The organism is Faucicola mancuniensis, assembly GCF_046523945.1.
Lineage (GTDB): Bacteria > Pseudomonadota > Gammaproteobacteria > Pseudomonadales > Moraxellaceae > Faucicola > Faucicola mancuniensis.
Map to the genome: position 1 here is coordinate 377641 of NZ_CP171363.1, position 17648 is coordinate 395288.

18 protein-coding genes are annotated in these 17648 nt (G+C 40.0%); 2 read left to right on the plus strand and 16 right to left on the minus strand.

Annotation, left to right across the window (positions count from 1 at the left end; all coding sequences use genetic code 11):
• The first annotated feature begins 91 nt into the window (after positions 1 to 91).
• Positions 92 to 1876 carry a hypothetical protein gene (locus tag ACGTJS_RS01875; RefSeq protein WP_410472645.1) on the plus strand — a complete coding sequence of 595 codons (1785 nt, stop codon included), beginning with the start codon at positions 92 to 94 and terminating at the stop codon, positions 1874 to 1876.
• A 128-nt stretch (positions 1877 to 2004) separates the two neighbouring features.
• Entirely contained in the window at positions 2005 to 3015 is a 1011-nt protein-coding gene (locus tag ACGTJS_RS01880) for a hypothetical protein (RefSeq protein ID WP_315042549.1), read from the plus strand.
• Between the two features lie 5 nt (positions 3016 to 3020).
• Here the strand turns inward: ACGTJS_RS01880 and ACGTJS_RS01885 are convergent, their stop codons facing one another.
• From ACGTJS_RS01885 to ACGTJS_RS01960, 16 genes are all read right to left on the minus strand, one after another.
• The gene (locus tag ACGTJS_RS01885) at positions 3021 to 3554 is read right to left on the minus strand and encodes a gamma carbonic anhydrase family protein (RefSeq protein ID WP_315042551.1); all 534 of its coding nucleotides are present in this window, start codon (positions 3552 to 3554) and stop codon (positions 3021 to 3023) included.
• A 126-nt stretch (positions 3555 to 3680) separates the two neighbouring features.
• Positions 3681 to 4776, minus strand: a protein-coding gene (gene prfB, locus ACGTJS_RS01890; RefSeq protein WP_315042552.1) for a peptide chain release factor 2 whose coding sequence is annotated in 2 segments (ribosomal slippage) — positions 3681 to 4703 and positions 4705 to 4776 — 1095 coding nt in all. Because the reading frame shifts where the segments join, the coding sequence is not laid out codon by codon here.
• Positions 4777 to 5107: 331 nt separating this feature from the next.
• Positions 5108 to 5923 (minus strand): DODA-type extradiol aromatic ring-opening family dioxygenase, encoded by an 816-nt coding sequence (locus tag ACGTJS_RS01895; RefSeq protein ID WP_410472646.1) that lies wholly within the window; start codon positions 5921 to 5923, stop codon positions 5108 to 5110.
• Between the two features lie 111 nt (positions 5924 to 6034).
• The gene (locus ACGTJS_RS01900) at positions 6035 to 6415 is read right to left on the minus strand and encodes a hypothetical protein (protein WP_315042556.1); all 381 of its coding nucleotides are present in this window, start codon (positions 6413 to 6415) and stop codon (positions 6035 to 6037) included.
• Positions 6416 to 6453: 38 nt separating this feature from the next.
• Complete coding sequence (locus ACGTJS_RS01905; protein WP_315042559.1) at positions 6454 to 6993, minus strand: YecA family protein; 540 nt, start codon at positions 6991 to 6993, stop codon at positions 6454 to 6456.
• Positions 6994 to 7040: 47 nt separating this feature from the next.
• The gene (locus ACGTJS_RS01910) at positions 7041 to 7271 is read right to left on the minus strand and encodes a hypothetical protein (protein WP_315042562.1); all 231 of its coding nucleotides are present in this window, start codon (positions 7269 to 7271) and stop codon (positions 7041 to 7043) included.
• Between the two features lie 144 nt (positions 7272 to 7415).
• Positions 7416 to 8513 (minus strand): IS4 family transposase, encoded by a 1098-nt coding sequence (locus ACGTJS_RS01915; protein WP_410472647.1) that lies wholly within the window; start codon positions 8511 to 8513, stop codon positions 7416 to 7418.
• 142 nt (positions 8514 to 8655) lie between these two features.
• Positions 8656 to 9918 carry a serine hydroxymethyltransferase gene (gene glyA, locus ACGTJS_RS01920; RefSeq protein ID WP_315042563.1) on the minus strand — a complete coding sequence of 421 codons (1263 nt, stop codon included), beginning with the start codon at positions 9916 to 9918 and terminating at the stop codon, positions 8656 to 8658.
• Between the two features lie 164 nt (positions 9919 to 10082).
• Complete coding sequence (purC, locus tag ACGTJS_RS01925; protein WP_410472648.1) at positions 10083 to 10799, minus strand: phosphoribosylaminoimidazolesuccinocarboxamide synthase; 717 nt, start codon at positions 10797 to 10799, stop codon at positions 10083 to 10085.
• Between the two features lie 70 nt (positions 10800 to 10869).
• On the minus strand, positions 10870 to 11145 hold the full coding sequence (locus ACGTJS_RS01930; RefSeq protein ID WP_315042565.1) for a hypothetical protein: 276 nt from the start codon (positions 11143 to 11145) through the stop codon (positions 10870 to 10872).
• 35 nt (positions 11146 to 11180) lie between these two features.
• A complete protein-coding gene (gene dapA, locus ACGTJS_RS01935; RefSeq protein ID WP_410473208.1) occupies positions 11181 to 12074 on the minus strand; it encodes a 4-hydroxy-tetrahydrodipicolinate synthase in 894 nt (297 codons plus the stop codon).
• Positions 12075 to 12251: 177 nt separating this feature from the next.
• Complete coding sequence (locus ACGTJS_RS01940) at positions 12252 to 13535, minus strand: RNA-guided endonuclease InsQ/TnpB family protein (protein ID WP_410472515.1); 1284 nt, start codon at positions 13533 to 13535, stop codon at positions 12252 to 12254.
• Positions 13536 to 13672: 137 nt separating this feature from the next.
• A complete protein-coding gene (locus ACGTJS_RS01945; protein WP_410472649.1) occupies positions 13673 to 14791 on the minus strand; it encodes a metallophosphoesterase in 1119 nt (372 codons plus the stop codon).
• A gap of 154 nt (positions 14792 to 14945) precedes the next feature.
• Positions 14946 to 16316, minus strand: coding sequence for a Do family serine endopeptidase (locus ACGTJS_RS01950; protein ID WP_410473209.1), 1371 nt, complete (start codon positions 16314 to 16316; stop codon positions 14946 to 14948).
• Between the two features lie 156 nt (positions 16317 to 16472).
• Positions 16473 to 17093 (minus strand): dTMP kinase, encoded by a 621-nt coding sequence (gene tmk / locus ACGTJS_RS01955; RefSeq protein WP_315043145.1) that lies wholly within the window; start codon positions 17091 to 17093, stop codon positions 16473 to 16475.
• Between the two features lie 168 nt (positions 17094 to 17261).
• The gene (locus ACGTJS_RS01960; RefSeq protein WP_410472650.1) at positions 17262 to 17453 is read right to left on the minus strand and encodes a hypothetical protein; all 192 of its coding nucleotides are present in this window, start codon (positions 17451 to 17453) and stop codon (positions 17262 to 17264) included.
• Between the last annotated feature and the right edge of the window lie 195 nt (positions 17454 to 17648).

Genomic DNA, 17648 nt, shown 5'->3' on the forward strand with positions numbered 1-17648 from the left:
GGCAATGTAATCGCTTAATGTTGTTTATCATCAATCTATGGTGATAAACAAAAAAACATGAAAAACTAAAAATTGATACGAGGAGAAGGGCATGAGTCCAATAATGATTGGGATTGCCGCTGTTGTTGCTATTGTTATTTTAGCAGGTGTATTTTTCTTTTTAAAAAATAAACAAGGCGGTGCAAGCAATCCACCAGCCATTACCAGCCGCCCAAAAACTTTGGCAGAGCAACAACAAGAGTTAGCTGAAAGACCTGTTGCACCAACAGCACTTGTCTCTACTGCAGATGATGATTTGCGTACGGCCCAAAGTTTTATTAATCAACAAGATTTTACCAGTGCGAGCAATGTTTTAAAAAAATCCATCAAAAACAATCCCACTCGTAGTGATTTATATTTTATGTTATTAAATACTTTTGCTTTGTCAAAAGATTATGATAATTTTAATAAATTTTATCCTGCGGTGATTGCGTTAGACAATCCTGTTACGACATCTCATGCACAAAGCCTGAAAAAACTAGTTGATGATGAGCTTGCTTTTAATCAGTCCTTGACACAGCCAGTACCAACAACACCAAATGTTGCACCTATGGCTCAACCTGTTCCTGTTTCTACCGCACCTAGCCATGATGAGCCTTTATCATTTGACTTAGGGTTTGATGAACCAGTACCAACACCAAAAACTGCCCCTGCTCAAAATGATGATATGGGTATGAGTTTTGATTTTGATGTGGCAGATACGTCCACAACCAATACCACAGTAACCCCTAAACCTGCCGAATCTACCGTTATGGATTTAGATGCAGATTTTGACTTTGACGTACTGAGTGAAACGATTGAAGCACCAAAAACTGTTACACCTGTTGAAGAGCCTATCGCAGATTTGGGTACAGATTTTGATTTTGATTTGCCAAGCGAAACGGTTGAAGCACCTGCTCCACAGGTTCAAGCACCTGTTGTTGAAGAGCCATCAATGGATTTGGGTGCTGATTTTGACTTTGATTTGCCAAGCGAAACGGTTGAAACGCCTGCTCCACAAGTGCAAGCACCTGTTGTTGAAGAACCATCAATGGATTTGGGTGCTGATTTTGACTTTGATTTACCAAGTGAAACGGTTGAAACGCCTGCTCCACAGGTTCAAGCACCTGTTGTTGAAGAGCCATCAATGGATTTGGGTGCTGATTTTGACTTTGATTTGCCAAGCGAAACGGTTGAAACGCCTGCTCCACAGGTTCAAGCACCTGTTGTTGAAGAGCCTATCGCAGATTTAGGCACAGATTTTGACTTTGATTTACCAAGTGAAACGGTTAAAACTCCTGCTCCACAAGTGCAAGCACCTGTTGTTGAAGAACCATCAATGGATTTGGGTGCTGATTTTGACTTTGATTTACCAAGTGAAACGTTTGAAACACCTGCTTCACAGGTTCAAGCAGCTGTTGTTGAAGAGCCAATCGCAGATTTAGGCACAGATTTTGACTTTGATTTACCAAGCGAAACGGTTGAAACTCCTGCACCGCAAGTACAAGCCCCTGTGGTTGAAACGTTTGATATTGTAGATACACAATCTGAATTGATTTCAGATGACCTTATCTTTGATGATACCCCTGTTTCACAAACCCCAGAACCTATCGCAAGCGAACCTACACCTGTCGTAACGCCAGAATCTGCTGTTGTCGGTGGTGGTGTTGCTGGTTTGGTATCTGAATTAGGGAATATTACCGACATTGACAGTACGCAATTAAATATTGAACTTGCTGAACAGTATGTTGAGCTTGGCGAGTTTGACAGTGCCAAACGTTTGTTAAATGAAGTACAAAATACCACAAATAGTGAATTTACCAACAAAATTAAGTCATTATTAGAAAAAATTAGTTAATATGTAGTTAAATTAACAAACTTATGTTAAGATAACTTAATATCTAAGTTTTACCAATCGTTTCATCAACAGGGCAAAATAAAGATTTTGCCCTGTTGTTTTTTACAGGTTATTTCAAGGAAAGTCTTATGCCCAATCAAAATTTTGACAATTTAAATACAGACGTTACCCCAATAGATTTTGACTTTGATGAGTTAGAAAATATTGATAAACTATTTAAAAAGCCAAATGATACCAAGACTTTTACCGCTGATACCACTGATAAAATCACATTGCCATCGCAATCACTCAACCAAAATCCGATGGTTGCCAATGATAGTGTTTCACCTATCCAAAAAGATTTGGATAATTATTCAAATATTGATAATTCACAAAAAAATTTGGTATATCAAATACCCAATCACATTTCGGTTGCACCCTTACAAATGCCTGCTAAACAAGCCAATAATGAAACAAGCAACACAGTAACAAACGCCAAAACTGCTGATACGCTTAACTCCGAGATATCGCCTGCCTCAAAACAAACCACCACAGCAACGATTGCACCAATAGCAGAAACAATCGCACAAACAAAAGCAATCAACACACCGCTAACCTTTGATGGAACCAAACCTGCGATAAGCCAACAAACAACCATCAGCCAACAAAATCAACAAGGCATGGACGAGGCGACAAAACAACTTGCTGATATGGATACTGACGCAATTTTTGCAACGTCTGCTAATTCAGCTAAAAACCAACTCTATCAACAAAAACGTCGCAATATAAACCCAAAAGCCAAAGCCCACTATATAGACACAAAACCAACCTTTGGTCGCCGTGTGTTAAATAGCCTGTCTGTTGGGTTTATCTTTGCAATCATTGGTTTGCTTGTGGATTGGGGTGTGAGCATCACCCAAGCAGTCGCCAATGTATCAGGCGAGACAAATTGGTTCTTTTTGCCATGTTTTGGGATTATTGGGTTGATTTTGGGCTTTTTATTTGGGGCAAAAGCATTGGACGTGATTTTTGCCAATTTTCGCTCAACTGATGACGACCATACAGGTGATGATGGCTTTGCAATGGGATTGTTTAAAGCCATCGGGATTGGTCTTGGGGTGGCGATTATCGGTTGGATAATTATGATGATGTTGTTATGATGGCGTTATTGTAATTCTATCTTTTTTAAATGTTGTTTAAAAGATTGTGATTTTTCCACATAATGTAGCGCCGAGCGTTTTAGTAGTTCGGCTCTTTCATTATCTAGCGTTTTTACCACTTTGGCTGGGCTTCCCATCACAACCGAATTATCAGAGATTTGCATATTTTCGGTGACTAGGGCATTTGCTCCGATAATACAATTTTTGCCGATATTGGCATGGTTTAGCACAATCGCTCCGATTCCGATAAGGCTGTTATCGCCAATCGTGCAACCATGTAACATGGCGAGATGACCGATGGTGACGCCTTTACCAATATTGACGTTAATCCCTGCGTCGGTGTGAATGACGCTGTTTTCTTGAATATTGGTATTATCGCCTAGCATGATGGTGGCGTTGTCGCCACGAATGACTGCACCGAACCAAACGCTGACATTTTCGCCCAAGATGACATCGCCAATGACTTCGGCGGATTCTGCTATCCAGCCTGTGAATGGGGCTTTGTAGGTGGGTTGTTTGTTTTTCCATTGATAAAGCATTTTGATTTCCTTTTTATAGATATTTATCAACTAATTTTCAATAACGCTTGGTGGGGCGTAACATTCTTCTTCAATGATATTAACATCTTCAGCAAAGGGCATATTCAATACGCCCTTTTTCTAAAACTACAAACCCGCTTTTAAGCTCGCCTCAATAAATTTATCCAAATCACCATCAAGCACCGCTTGCGTATTAGACGTTTCCACGCCTGTGCGTAAATCCTTAATGCGTGAATCATCAAGCACATACGAACGGATTTGCGAACCCCAACCGATATCCGATTTGCTATCTTCTAACGCCTGTTGTTTTTCCATACGCATTTGCATTTCACGCTCGTACAGCTTGGCACGAAGCATTTTCATCGCCGTTTCACGGTTAGCGATTTGGCTACGTTCATTTTGACACGCCACGACAATACCTGTCGGTTGGTGAGTAATTCGCACCGCAGAATCGGTGGTATTCACGTGCTGACCGCCTGCCCCACTGGAGCGATAAGTATCAATGCGTAAATCGGCAGGGTTGATTTCAATTTCAATATTATCATCAATTTCAGGCGACACAAACACCGATGAAAATGACGTATGACGACCGTTGTTGCTGTCAAATGGCGACTTACGCACCAAACGATGTACGCCCGTTTCGGTGCGTAACCAACCAAACGCATAATCGCCTTTGACATGAATGGTCGCCGATTTAATCCCTGCGACACCGCCTTCGGAAACTTCTACCACATCGGCTTTAAAGCCTTTGCTTTCCGCCCAACGCAAATACATTCTTAGCAAAATTTCCGCCCAATCTTGAGCTTCTGTACCGCCAGAGCCTGATTGAATGTCCAAATAACAGTCGTTTGCGTCCATTTCACCGCTAAACATACGTTTAAATTCAAGGTCGGCGACTTTGCTTTCCGCTTCGTCAAGTTCGGCTTGCACATCAGCAAGCAGACTTTCGTCATCTTCTTCTTGAGCCAATTCTAGCATGGCTTTTGTGTCTTCTAGCTTTTCATCAAGGGCGACAATCACGCCAATAATGCCGTCTAGTTGGGCTTTTTCTTTGCTAATTTTGGTAGCTCGTTCAGGGTCGTTCCACAGTTCTGGATTTTCTAATTCCAGATTGACTTCTTCAAGGCGTTCTTGTTTTGCCTCAATGTCAAAGATACCTCCGAAGTTGGTCGCCACGGTCGGCTAGGTTTTTGATGTGTTCTAAATATGGGTTAATTTCCATGATAATACCTCTCGGTGAATTTGGTTAAATGTCTTTGCTAAATGTCATAATTGGTTGGCTATTTTAACATATTTTTAAGCATAAATATCATTGTGTCCATTTTTTTGCAAAAGCCATAAAAAACATTTAGAACCTGTATTCATAACTTTTTTGCAATCAAAAATGAGAGAAATCGCACGTTTTTCAAGGAAAAAACGCAGGCTGATAGTTATTCTATCAGACAAGTTTTTGACGAAGAAAAACAAGATTTAACCATTTTTGATGCAAAAGCAAATAAATATTCATCAAATATTGATAAGATTTTAATGCGGAATGTTGTGAATACAGGTTCTTAATCAAAACGATAAATATCCATCGTCAAACTATAATGTGCAAAACTTTCATGCACCACGCTCATCATCTCCCCTGCCCCACGAGCAAAAAACAATGGCAAAAAATGCTCTGGCGTGGGGTGATTGTGGCTTGCCAACGCATGATTTTGCCAATCAAACAAACCATTCACATCGTATCGCAACTGCTCAACCACCCAGTTTTTAAAGGTTTGGGCGTTTGGCTCAATCGCTTTATCACCAAAACGCACCTGTCGCAAATTATGGGTAATACTTCCAGAACCCATGATTAACACCTGCTCAGAGCGTAACGGTGCAAGCAGTTGCCCCAACTGATAACACGCCACCGCATCAAAAAAATACGGCAACGAAATCTGCACAATCGGCACGTCCGCATTCGGATACATATGCAACAACGGCGTCCAAACCCCATGGTCAAGCGGTCTATCGCTATCTAGCGACACCGCCACGCCCCTATCGGCTAACTGTGTTGCCAAACTTTCAGCGACCTGTGTTTGCCCATCGGCAGGATAATCTAACTCATACAACTCGGCTGGAAAACCGCCAAAATCATGCCAAGTCGCAGGCACAGGGTTGGCATTAATCTGTAACGTTTCGCTTTGCCAATGGGCGGACATGATGATAATCACTTGTGGCTTTGGTAGATTTTTACCGATTTTTTGTAAAGTTTGGGTATAAGTGCTTTGCTCAATGGCAATCGTTGGCGAACCGTGAGAAATAAACAAACTTGGCAAAGTTTGGGCTTCATAAGGTTTGGTTGATAAAATAGGTTTGAGTGTTAAAGGATTATTTTTCATTAGTTTTCCTAAAATTTTATGATGTATTTTTTAGATTTAATATAGATTAAAAAAAAAAACAAGGCATATTTTTGATATACCTTGCTTTGATAAAATCAATGATAACGTAAATTAGTAACGCAGTTGCCAATGATTATTTTGGCGAATTAGGCGAATTTTGCCATCGTTTGACACATAGCCACCTTTTACTACGTCCATCAAAATTGACTTATCACCGCCATGACTTGCCCAAAACAGTTCGGCTTGCGTTCTATCATCTGACAAAATCACATACACCGCAAGCGTGTCGTTCATGGGGTCGTCAAGTTTGATATCCGCTACGTCAAAGACTTGGACGCACGCTTGTTTGACAAAAGAATACTGCTGACCTGCGGACGCAAGGCAACCGTGTGCATCTGTGTCGCCACCAATGATGGGGCTTTGTGAAAGATTTTTTTGGCTACAAGCGGTTAGCATCAGGGTACTCAACAACAGCGATACATAAATTTTCATGGTTTGCCTTCACAGTTTTTATCAATAAAATTTGTCAATTAATCATTGGTATGAAACAATAAAAATAGCTCAACGACATTTTTTTCAATCGCTTCTGCCATTTGCGACATCGTGCTTGGGTCATCCATTAGCTCTTTCATATCGGCTTCTTCTTCGTCAATACCGCTAAACAGCACCATCGGTAAGGTCAGCATTGCCACATCTTCTTCGGTATTGCTATCGGCAAACCAGTCGTCCGCTTCGTCATCGCTTGCGTACATCGCATCAACAAAGCCCACCGACCACTCGCCCACGTCCGATTGCTCAATGTCGCTGTAATCGGTATCTTCAATATCAAAAGGCAGTTCAATGGCTTTTTCATCTTGCAAAGTGGCTTGTAGCTCGTTTCGCCATTCGCTGATTGCTTGTAAAATGGCAGGATTGACTTGTTTTTCGTTGCCTTCAAACAATAGCGATTGCCAGTTTTTTAACGATTTTGCGACCACTGATGCGGTCAAAAAACCATGTGTCGCAAGGCTTGATAAGCCAAACTGGTTATCTTCACTGTCTAAAAAATCAATTAAATCATCAAAGTTCATGTATTATCCTTGTGGTGATGATGTGTATTTTATATCTTGATACACATTTAAAAATCGTCATCATCATCTAAATCATCTAATCTGTCCAAATCGTCATCAAAACTGTCTTTTAATGAACGCTCCAAACGTTTTTCCGCCAAAAAATTGTCAATCAAAAGGCGTTTTTCTAGGCTGTTACCACGCCCACGAGCCGTTACATCATCATCGGCAAGGCGTGCATCTTCGTCATCATCAAAATTATCATCTTCAAAGCTATCATCAATATCGGTGTCAGCCATGTCAGCTCCTGTTATTATTTAAATGGGTGAAAAAAATGATAAAAATAAAACAGCCTTATAAAGGGTTTTAAAAAAATTGTCAAGTTTTATTTTAAGAATAAGACAATTTTGTAAATTTTTGCGCTCTGCACACGACAGAAACTACTAAAATAAAGTTGATTTTCTTTTAAAACTGAGAAAATCAACCAACCTATTAAAAAAAGCAAAATCACCACACATAATAAACCGTCTAAATCCATCAATCAGAAAATCTAACCCCAAAGCAAAAACACTTGACTGAGGACGACCATTAGACTTAAGGCAACGTTTATAATGACTAGGCTTATCATCAATGACCGCCAAGCCAGTCAAATAAGCCCAACAAAAGGCTAACGCATTTACCGCAACCAATTTACTCACTCTGTCTTGTTTAGTCAAATGCGTATCCTCAAGATTAAAACCACGCCCCTTTAAACAAGAAAACAGCGTTTCAATCTGCCAACGCATCGCATAAGTTGCCATAGGGTCAATATCATCAAAATCATTGGTAGCCACAATCACATAATCATTATCACTATCAAGCTTTGCCGATACCTTGACAGGACACTTATCAACAAAGAGTGTTCTAGCATGGTGATAAGTATCTTGCTGGTTTAAATTATGAAATAGTGTTTTAATTTGTACGCTTTGTCCTTGTGTATTGGTCACTTTACTGTCTTTTTTAATGCGTATGGCAAATTTAATATTTTGTTTTGTTAGCCAGTCGAACCATGCAGAACCCACAAATTCTCTATCGGCTAATACTTTTTGTATTTTATCTTTACCAAAGGTGTGAATGAATTTTTCAATGAGTTGTGTTCTCTCTAGTGTTTTTGAGTTGCCTTGTTTGTCTAGCATTGTCCAGTATAAGGGTATGGCAATGCCTTTGTGTACAACAGCTAACATGAAGATGTTGATGTTGCTTTTTCCCCATTTCCAGTTGGTACGGTCAATGGTGAGTGTGACTTTGTTTAGTCCAAATAGTTGAAAGATAAGGCGTGCTATTTGGTGTTCATTTAGGGGTGTTTGGGCGAAAAAGTGTTGTATTCTTCGGTAGTTGCTGTCATTTGTTGTGCTGTTGGTAAAGTGTCTGGCTATCTTTTTTAGGTTACTGCTTTGGGCGGTAATGATGGCTATTATCATTAGACTTAAGCAGTTGATTTTTGCCTTGTGTATTGTTAGGTTTTGCGATAAAATTCTTTCTAGTCTGATAAGGTTTGGCATGGTTTTAATTCGTCGGAAAAATTACTATTATGCCATTGTTTTATCAGACTTTTTTGTTTTTTTGTCGTGTGCAGAGATTTTTGCGATAAAAAAGGCTAAAATTCAAATAATTTTAGCCTTTTTTCATCAGTTTAATGTTAATTTATTTGGCATTTTTTTCATAAACTGGGAATTTTGCACACACGGCTTTGACTTTTTCACGGACTTCGCCAATTACTTTTTCATCGCCACGGCTGTCCAAAATATCACAAATCCAACTTGCCAACTCTTTAACTTGCTCTTCTTTAAAGCCACGAGTTGTTACCGCTGGTGTACCGATACGCACGCCTGACGTTACAAACGGTGATTTTGGGTCGTTTGGCACGGCATTTTTGTTCACGGTGATGTAGGCATCACCTAACCATTTGTCTGCTTCTTTGCCTGTGATTTCTTGTTTAATCAAGCTGATTAACATCAAGTGGTTTTCTGTACCGCCTGATACGATATCATAGCCACGATTGATGATGACTTCTGCCATCGCTTTGGCGTTTTTGACGACTTGTTGTTGATAGGCTTTGTAGTCATCGCTTAGGGCTTCTTTAAAACAAATCGCTTTGGCGGCGATGGCGTGCATTAAAGGACCGCCTTGATTACCAGGGAAAACCGCTGAGTTTAATTTTTTCTCAATTTCTGGATTGGCTTTTGCCAAAATCAAACCTGAACGTGGACCACGCAAAGTTTTGTGTGTGGTGGTGGTGGTTACGTCTGCGATTTGCACTGGGCTTGGGTACACGCCTGCAGCGACAAGACCTGCCACGTGTGCCATATCTACAAACAAGTACGCACCCACGCTGTCGGCGATTTCACGGAATTTTTGCCAATCAACCACTTGGCTATAGGCTGAAAAACCTGCGATAATCATTTTTGGTTTGTGTTCTTTGGCAAGGCGTTCTACTTCGTCATAGTCAATCAAGCCTGTTTCTTTGTTCAAGCCATATTGTACAGCGTTGTAGTTACGACCTGAAAAGTTCACAGACGCACCATGTGTCAAGTGTCCTCCATCGGCAAGGCTCATGCCAAGTACGGTGTCGTTAGGCTCAAGCAATGCCAAAAATACCGCACTGTTGGCTTGGCTACCTGCGTGGGGCTGTACGTTGACATAGTCTGCACCGAATAATTCTTTGGCACGGTCAATCGCCAATTGTTCCACCACGTCCACATATTCACAGCCACCGTAATAGCGTTTACCAGGATAGCCTTCAGCATATTTGTTGGTTAAGTCCGAGCCTTGTGCTTCCATGACCGCTTGTGAGCAGTAGTTTTCTGAAGCGATTAGCTCAATGTGTGATTCTTGACGAGCGGTTTCGCCGTCCATCGCTTTGGCTAATTCTGGGTCAAATTCGTGGATTGAGATATTTTTAAACATAAAAATTTTCCTTGATAGGGCTAAAAATTTGGATAAAAAATAATGTGCTTAGTGTAACATGAATGTATGTAAAAAATGTAGCAAAAATTCCAAAATTTTTATCCAAAACAAAAAAACTGGGCGATAACCCAGTTTCTTAAACAGCAAGAAAAATTAAGCCAACATTAGTACGCCATTGGCACACCAATACGGCGAGCGACTTCTTCATAGCCTTCAATCACATCGCCAAGGCTTTGACGAAAACGGTCTTTGTCCAGTTTTTTCTTGGTTTCTTTGTCCCACACACGGCAACCATCTGGCGAAAATTCATCACCCAATACGATACGGTCTTTGAACACACCAAATTCCAATTTAAAATCAACCAACATCAAACCGCCTTCATCAAACATTTTTGACAACACGTCATTGACTTGATAGGTTAATTTTTTCATTTCATCAAGCTGTGCTTGCGTTGCCCAGCCCAATGAAATCGCCAAAGACTCATTTACCAATGGGTCGCCCAAACCGTCATCTTTAAAAAACAGCTCAAACGTTGGTGGATTGAGGGCTTGCCCTTCGGTCAAACCCAAACGGCGAACGATACTGCCTGCCGCATAGTTACGTACCACACATTCCACAGGAATCATTTTTAAACGTTTCACCAACACATCTTCTTCGGTCAGTTGTTGTTCAAAATGCGTTTCAATGCCTGCTTCGCTTAATTTTTGCATGATAAACGCATTAAAACGGTTGTTCACCTTGCCTTTGCGGTCAAGCTGTTCAATACGCTCACCGTTAAATGCTGACGTGTCATCACGAAAGTGCATAATAAGGTAATCAGGATTTTCTGTTTCGTACACAGATTTGGCTTTGCCTTTGTAGAGCAGTTCTTTTTTTTGCATCAGGAATTTTCCTTACAGTTGTTTTTTAACAGTTATTTTTTAAAAAATCATGAAAAAATTTTTGCAAAAATTATTGCTTGGTTGCAATCGGTTTTGGCAGTTCAAAACGTTTGCCTTTTTCATTTTCTAAAGTCAAAGTATTTTGTCCAACTTGGGGTACTTGATACAGTGGTACAAAGGCTCTGGCTTGGGAATCTACAGGTAATTGCACAGGCGGTAAGGCGGTCGCTTGCTGATAATCCAGCGAATTGTCGCCAACGTTATTGCGAAAGGTTGAACACCCTGTCAACCACGATACCGCAAGGACTGGGGTAATTAACATGACGATTTTTTTTGAAATTTTCATAATTTATCACTTAAGGTTATATGATAGGGTAAAATTTATAACAAATTTGCTTTTGCCAATGCGTCATCAATCGTTGGTTGATACTGGCTTGCGAGCCAAGTCAAAGGCAGGCGAATACCTTGCTCAATACGTCCCATTTTGTGCAACGCATATTTGACAGGAATTGGGCTTGATTCAATAAATAAATCTTGGTGCAAATGTGCAATGCCTTGATTTAGGGCAACCGCTTGTTCAAATTCGCCTTTTAATGCATGGTTAAAAATTTGGCTCATCGCTTTTGGGGCGACATTTGCCGTAACCGAAATATTGCCTTTTGCTCCATATTTCATCAGCTCAATCGCTGTGGCATCATCACCTGATAGCACGCTCATACGACCGTTTAACGCTTCAATCAATCTTGCCCCACGAGCGACATCACCTGTCGCATCTTTGATAGCGATGATGTTGTCAATATCTGCCAAACGCTCAACGGTTGCTTGTTGAATATCCACCACCGTTCGCCCCGGAACATTATACAAAACTTGAGCAATATCCACCGCTTCGGCAATCGCTTTATAATGTTGGTATAAGCCTTCTTGGGTTGGTTTGTTATAATAAGGTGCGACCAGTAGCACCGCATCTGCCCCAGCTTTTTTGGCATATTCGGTCAGCTCAATCGCTTCTACCGTACTATTCGCCCCAGTCCCTGCAATCACAGGAATACGACCATTGACTTGTTTTACCGAAAACGCCATTACATCGGCGTGTTCTTGCATGGACAAAGTTGCCGATTCGCCTGTCGTGCCGACTGTAACTAAGACATCTGTGCCTTGTTCAATCTGCCAATCAATCAAATTTGCCAACGATTGCCAATCCACTTCGCCATCGCTGTGCATTGGCGTTACCAATGCGGTCATTGAACCTTGAAGTTTTTGTTGGATTTCTTGCATGGTTGTCATAACAACACCTTTTTTGTTAAAAATTTTGTTGGGTTAGTTTATCACAAAATTTGGGTTACAATCACTATGCCAAATTATTTTCTACATGATTTTTTACAAAATTACCAATTTTTGTTTTTTTTAATTTTAATAGTTCTAAATTTCACGGAAAAATACGGAAATTTAAATTCAAGGATTAGCCTTTAAAGGGTTAATCATCTTTGGCGTACTACACACCACTATTGGGTCGTAATCAAACTTCCCAATTACTTTTCTTAAAATATTGTAAGCACCATTGACATCAGCATTGATAAGTGTGTTATTGCTTGATTTAAAAAGCCCACGTTTGATGCGTTTGCCTTGATAATTGGCGTGTTTTTGAATTGGCTCGTTATCAAGAAAGCTACATTTACTTGTATAACTTTCTTCAGTAACAATCACATCAATGCCTTGTAATTTAGCTTTATACTGTACCATTTGTACCAATCTTGCAAAAGGCACACTGACAAAACTTTGATTGTTTCTTTTACCAATATTTATCCCTTGTTTCCAATCTTGATTATGACCGATAACAATTGTTGTTATCTTATTGGCAACTGCGTGGTTGATAAGATAATAGCTTGCTTTGTGTAAGTAATCATTAATCTGATTATTTCTTTTTAAAGATAATCTGTTTAATTGTTTGTTGATAAAAGAAATTTGTGGCATGGTTTGGTTATTTTGTTTTGCAATATTAAATAATCTATCTTTTTGGCTTTGTAGTTTAGCTTTGATTTTATTAAAAAATTGATTAACAGATTTTACCGTTTTACCTGTAACAATAAAAGGCGTATTGTTTGTATTGCTTACAGCTGTTAGAAGATTATTTAAACCTAAATCAACCGCTAAGTATCGCCCATTGTTGGGTTTGAGTATTGGTTCATCTGTTTTATAAGTGATTTTGATGTCATAGCCATTAGCAATTTTAACGACTCTAACTTCTTGCAAATTATCATAAGTAACAATAGTTTTTAATTTACCCAAATCAAAAGACAAGGGCGTATCAAAATAGCTTGAAAGGGTTAAAATGCCTTTTTGTAAATCACGCTTAGAAATCGCTTGTTTGGTAAAAATAATATTGGCTCGCCCTTTGGTTTTGTCTAAATATTTTGGTAATTTAGGACGACCTAAAAATTTGGATTTATCTTTATGATAGGCTTTAATAACCGCCCAAAAAGACCTAAAGTTTTGGTAAACCTGTTTAATGACTTGCTGTGCAACTTTGGCAGGAATGGCTTTGTAATCTTGTTGTTTAGTTTTGGTTAATTGATTGATGAGATTGAAGGCGGTTGGTGTTTTATTATTGGTGATAACTGCTTGTCTATTGTGATAGGTTGCCACATTGAATAAGTTTTTGCACAAAAACGCATAGTTATCAAGCATTTTGTAATGCTTGTGTGCCATCTTAATGCGGATTGTGTGGGTTAAGTACATGGTGGTTTATTTGTCCTGCAATTTCGGATATTTTGTATTTCATTCAATAATTGATGATTTGGTAATGATTATTTATCATGTCAAAATATGGAAATTTATACAAGTATTTTCCGTGTTTTTCCGTTATTTAAATGAAGTTAAATTATACTTAACACATCAATTTGTGGCGGACAATTCAAGCGAAACGGTAAGCCAATCATGCCAATCCCTGTATTTATCCACACTTGGTAATTATTCGTGTTAAACGTTTTTTTCTTGATTTTTGTATTTTTTGTCAAATGATAATTGGCAATATAAAAACCCGACAAATAACGACTGCCTGTCATCGCTTTGACCAATTTTGGGGTAACGCCTTTAACATTCATCTGACCGCCATGCGTCTGCCCTGCAATCACAAGGCAACGTTCATTTAAATGGGCAAGTAGCTGGGCGTTGCCTTGCAAATTTTTGATATCGTGGGTCAAAATAATACTAGGCTGTTGATTTTTGGCATTTTTTTCTAACAAGCGAGCCATCATCGCCCCATTATCAGCACTCACGCCAAACAGTTGCACTTGGTCTAAATTTGCTGTGTGATTGTGCAAAATCTGCACGCCCAAAATCGGCAAAATATCGGTCAATTTAACATTGCGAATGATATCAGGTTGATGTTTGCCTTGCTCAAAATCCGCTTGGCTCATCGTGGTAAAACACGGCTTGTTAATCGCTTTTACCATCATCATCTGACCAACAATATCCGCCCCAGCGTGGTACAACCAATCGCCTGTAAACAGCACCGCATCAACGTCCAAACGGTTTAATTGTAATACCCAACGTTTGAGTGCAGAACGATGATGAAAAATACCAAAATGTATGTCGCCTAGTACGGCGATTTTTAACGGTTTTTTGTCCGTGTTATCAAAACTGTTGTTCTCAAGATTGTTGTTAAAATGATTATCAAGATTTTGATTTTTTTGTGTTAAATCAATCGTTTGATAACGAATACGTAAGCGATTTGGCTCAATCCAAACCATGTACAAATACAACAAAGACAAGGCACTGATTAACCAAAAAAACGCATGATTGTCATTTAAAATTTGCCAATTCGTCCAAACAAGCAACCACAACGCCCAATAACGGCTGTAATACACGACAAGCTGTAGCCAGACCACCACAAAATTTTGGCTAGGACTGGCTTTTAGGGTTTTTAGGCAAGCGTAAACCACCACAAAAGTGGCAATCACATAGCCCAACGTCCCAAACCAATTTATCAACATAGCCGACCTATCACAGTTTTGTGATGCAAAAAGGGAATATTATAAAACGATACGCCCTATTATGGCAATGTTTTGTATAAAATCAAATGTTTTGGTCAATTTTTTTAAACCATTTGGCAAAAAATAAACAAACAAAAATCCAATAAATAAATGCTTATTCAATTCGCAATCCCAAAATTTTTGGTTCGCCTTGTCGGATAAGTTGCACCGTTACCACGCCTTTTTTTGGCAAATTTTGGGCGGATTTGGCAAAATCTTGTACCGTTAGCACGTCTTGATTATTCAGTTGCACGATGACATCACCTGCTTGAATCCCTGCACTGGCTGCCAATCCAAAAGGGTCTACCGCTGTGATAAGCACACCATTGACACGCAAGGCTTGTTGTTCTTCAGCACTTAACGCTCTTAGGCGTAAGCCCAATTTGACAGGGTTTTCGCCATTGGCATGGGTGGTGTCTGATGTGGTATCGCTTGGGGCTTTGACAAGTGTGCCTTGTAGCGTTTGGTTTTTGCCATTTCGCAAAATTTGTAAACTAAAATTGTCATTGGGTTTTGCACGGCTGACCAAATTGGTTAAATCTGCTGATATGGTGATAGTTTGGTTGTTAAAACTGAGTACCACATCGCCAGATTTTAGCCCTGCTTTTTGTGCTGGCGAATTGGGCGACACACGAGCAATCAAAGCCCCAACAGGTTTGGCAAGTCCGTAAGCGTCCGCAAGATTACGGTCAATGTCCTGTGGAAATACACCCAAATACGCACGAGAAACCGTCCCTGTCTGGCGGATTTGCTCATACACGTCCATCGCCACGTCCATCGGAATGGAAAACGACAAACCCATATATCCGCCCGTCCCCGTAAAAATACGAGAGTTTACGCCCACCACTTCGCCTTTTTGGTTAAACAAAGGACCACCAGAGTTACCCGGATTTAACGCCACATCGGTTTGGATAAAAGGCACGGTGGTGTCTTTGGAAAAACTGCGAGATTTGGCACTGACAATCCCTGCGGATGCTGAATAATCAAAGCCAAAAGGCGACCCAATCGCAAGCACAGATTCACCAACTTTGAGTTTTTCAGAATCGCCAACCGGCAACGCAGGAAAACCATTGCCAGCCACTTTTAGCACCGCCATATCGGTACGCTCATCACCACCGACTACCGTTGCGTCCAGTTCTTGTCGGTCATTTAGCGTTACGGTAACTTTGTCCGCCCCCTCAATCACATGATAATTGGTAAGCATATAGCCGTCATTGCTCACAAAAAAAGCCGTACCAAAACTGCTCTCAGTCACAGGTGGCAAGCTGTCTGGCACACGCTCACCCAAATAACGTCTGAGTAACAAAGCCATCTGAATCTGTGCCATCTCTTCGCTACTCATTTTTTTGGTAACATTGACACGAGCCACCGATGGGGCGACCTGCTCCACCAAATTAGAAAAATCCGCCACTTCCACCTTTGCCAAAGCCATTGTCGGCAACATCGCTGTGGACAACGTCAAGACAGGCGTTAAACACAAAGCCATCGCAAGGCTGATATGGGACAACGATTTATTTTTGATAAAATAGTTACGCATGATTTTTCCTTATTTTTGTTAACATTTTGGTAAAAATAGCTTATCATAAATCAAATAATTGTCTAAAACATTACAATTTTTTATGATTTGGTAATTTTGGCAAAATTATGCTAATTGTTTTAACACTCGCTGTAGCACATCATCAGGCGAACCATCAGCACAAACCTGTTTAAAACGCTGTGGCGACTGCTGATGAATAAATTGATAACCTTGATAAATCCGTTCAAAAAATTCAATATCTTGTTGTTCAAAACGATCTAATTCACCCCGTTTTTTAGCACGTATCATACCATCCACCACAGGCAAATCCAGCCAAATCGTGATATCAGGCAGTTTTGGCACAAAATTATCAATTAACATTTGTACTTTTTGAACCGCTTGTTCATCACCAAAACCACGCCCAAAGCCTTGATACGCCATGCTTGAGTCAATATAACGGTCGCAAAGCACCCATTTGCCTTGGGCTAAGGCGGGCAAAATGGTATTTTGTAAGTGGTCTATCCGCCCTGCAAACATCAACAACAGTTCGCTTTCGTCCGCCATTTGGGCGTTGTTTTTTAACAAAATACTGCGTAATTCTTCGGCAAAAGGACTGCCCCCAGGCTCTCGTGTGGTGATAACGTCAATGCCTTGTGCAGTTAAATGCTTGGCAAGGTTTTGGATTAACGTACTTTTGCCAACGCCTTCTGTACCTTCAAAGGTGATAAATTTTGCTGTGTTATTCATGTCCAATCTTCCAAATATAAACCATTGATTTTACTAAGATGTTTTGTATTATGCGTTGCCACGCCCATGTCATTTACCATCGCAATACTGGCAATTAATAAATCCATATCATCAACAACTAGCCCCTCAAAAAAAACGACATGGTATCGGTGTCAATTAACATTTTTGTCATTCATCAACTCGCTTAGATTGTTGTCGGCGTTTTTCAATACTTTCTACCGAAAAAACATCTTCGTCCAAATCTTGCCAACTGCCTGAAAATGCCAAAATTTCTTCAATATTTTTATCATGGCTTATTGTTTCTTTTAGATGGTTATTATCTTTAGTGGGCTTTGGTGGGATTTTTTTTGTATTCAACAATGTTAAACGAAAGCCTTGTTGCGTTTGGTCTAACGCAAGTTCACTGCCAACACCAATCCGTTCCGAAAAACCTATCCAAATCTACCTATAGGTAAATTTAGCGTTTTCTTCCTACTTCAACGTTGTTTGCTCTTGTCATTTGACTTAAGACTTACATCAACTCCATAAGCTGACACGGTGGAACTCACCGCCAAA

Bases quoted from the DNA above. Each gene is read 5' to 3' on its own strand.
- ACGTJS_RS01900 (WP_315042556.1), bottom strand. From the start codon at position 6,415: ATGAAAATTTATGTATCGCTGTTGTTGAGTACCCTGATGCTAACCGCT.
- ACGTJS_RS01910 (WP_315042562.1), bottom strand. From the start codon at position 7,271: ATGGCTGACACCGATATTGATGATAGCTTTGAAGATGATAATTTTGAT.
- ACGTJS_RS01930 (WP_315042565.1), bottom strand. From the start codon at position 11,145: ATGAAAATTTCAAAAAAAATCGTCATGTTAATTACCCCAGTCCTTGCG.
- ACGTJS_RS01895 (WP_410472646.1), bottom strand. From the start codon at position 5,923: ATGAAAAATAATCCTTTAACACTCAAACCTATTTTATCAACCAAACCT.
- purC (WP_410472648.1), bottom strand. From the start codon at position 10,799: ATGCAAAAAAAAGAACTGCTCTACAAAGGCAAAGCCAAATCTGTGTAC.
- ACGTJS_RS01945 (WP_410472649.1), bottom strand. From the start codon at position 14,791: ATGTTGATAAATTGGTTTGGGACGTTGGGCTATGTGATTGCCACTTTT.
- glyA (WP_315042563.1), bottom strand. From the start codon at position 9,918: ATGTTTAAAAATATCTCAATCCACGAATTTGACCCAGAATTAGCCAAA.
- ACGTJS_RS01885 (WP_315042551.1), bottom strand. From the start codon at position 3,554: ATGCTTTATCAATGGAAAAACAAACAACCCACCTACAAAGCCCCATTC.
- ACGTJS_RS01940 (WP_410472515.1), bottom strand. From the start codon at position 13,535: ATGTACTTAACCCACACAATCCGCATTAAGATGGCACACAAGCATTAC.
- tmk (WP_315043145.1), bottom strand. From the start codon at position 17,093: ATGAATAACACAGCAAAATTTATCACCTTTGAAGGTACAGAAGGCGTT.
- dapA (WP_410473208.1), bottom strand. From the start codon at position 12,074: ATGCAAGAAATCCAACAAAAACTTCAAGGTTCAATGACCGCATTGGTA.
- ACGTJS_RS01950 (WP_410473209.1), bottom strand. From the start codon at position 16,316: ATGGCTTTGTGTTTAACGCCTGTCTTGACGTTGTCCACAGCGATGTTG.
- ACGTJS_RS01905 (WP_315042559.1), bottom strand. From the start codon at position 6,993: ATGAACTTTGATGATTTAATTGATTTTTTAGACAGTGAAGATAACCAG.
- ACGTJS_RS01915 (WP_410472647.1), bottom strand. From the start codon at position 8,513: ATGCCAAACCTTATCAGACTAGAAAGAATTTTATCGCAAAACCTAACA.
- ACGTJS_RS01875 (WP_410472645.1), top strand. From the start codon at position 92: ATGAGTCCAATAATGATTGGGATTGCCGCTGTTGTTGCTATTGTTATT.
- ACGTJS_RS01880 (WP_315042549.1), top strand. From the start codon at position 2,005: ATGCCCAATCAAAATTTTGACAATTTAAATACAGACGTTACCCCAATA.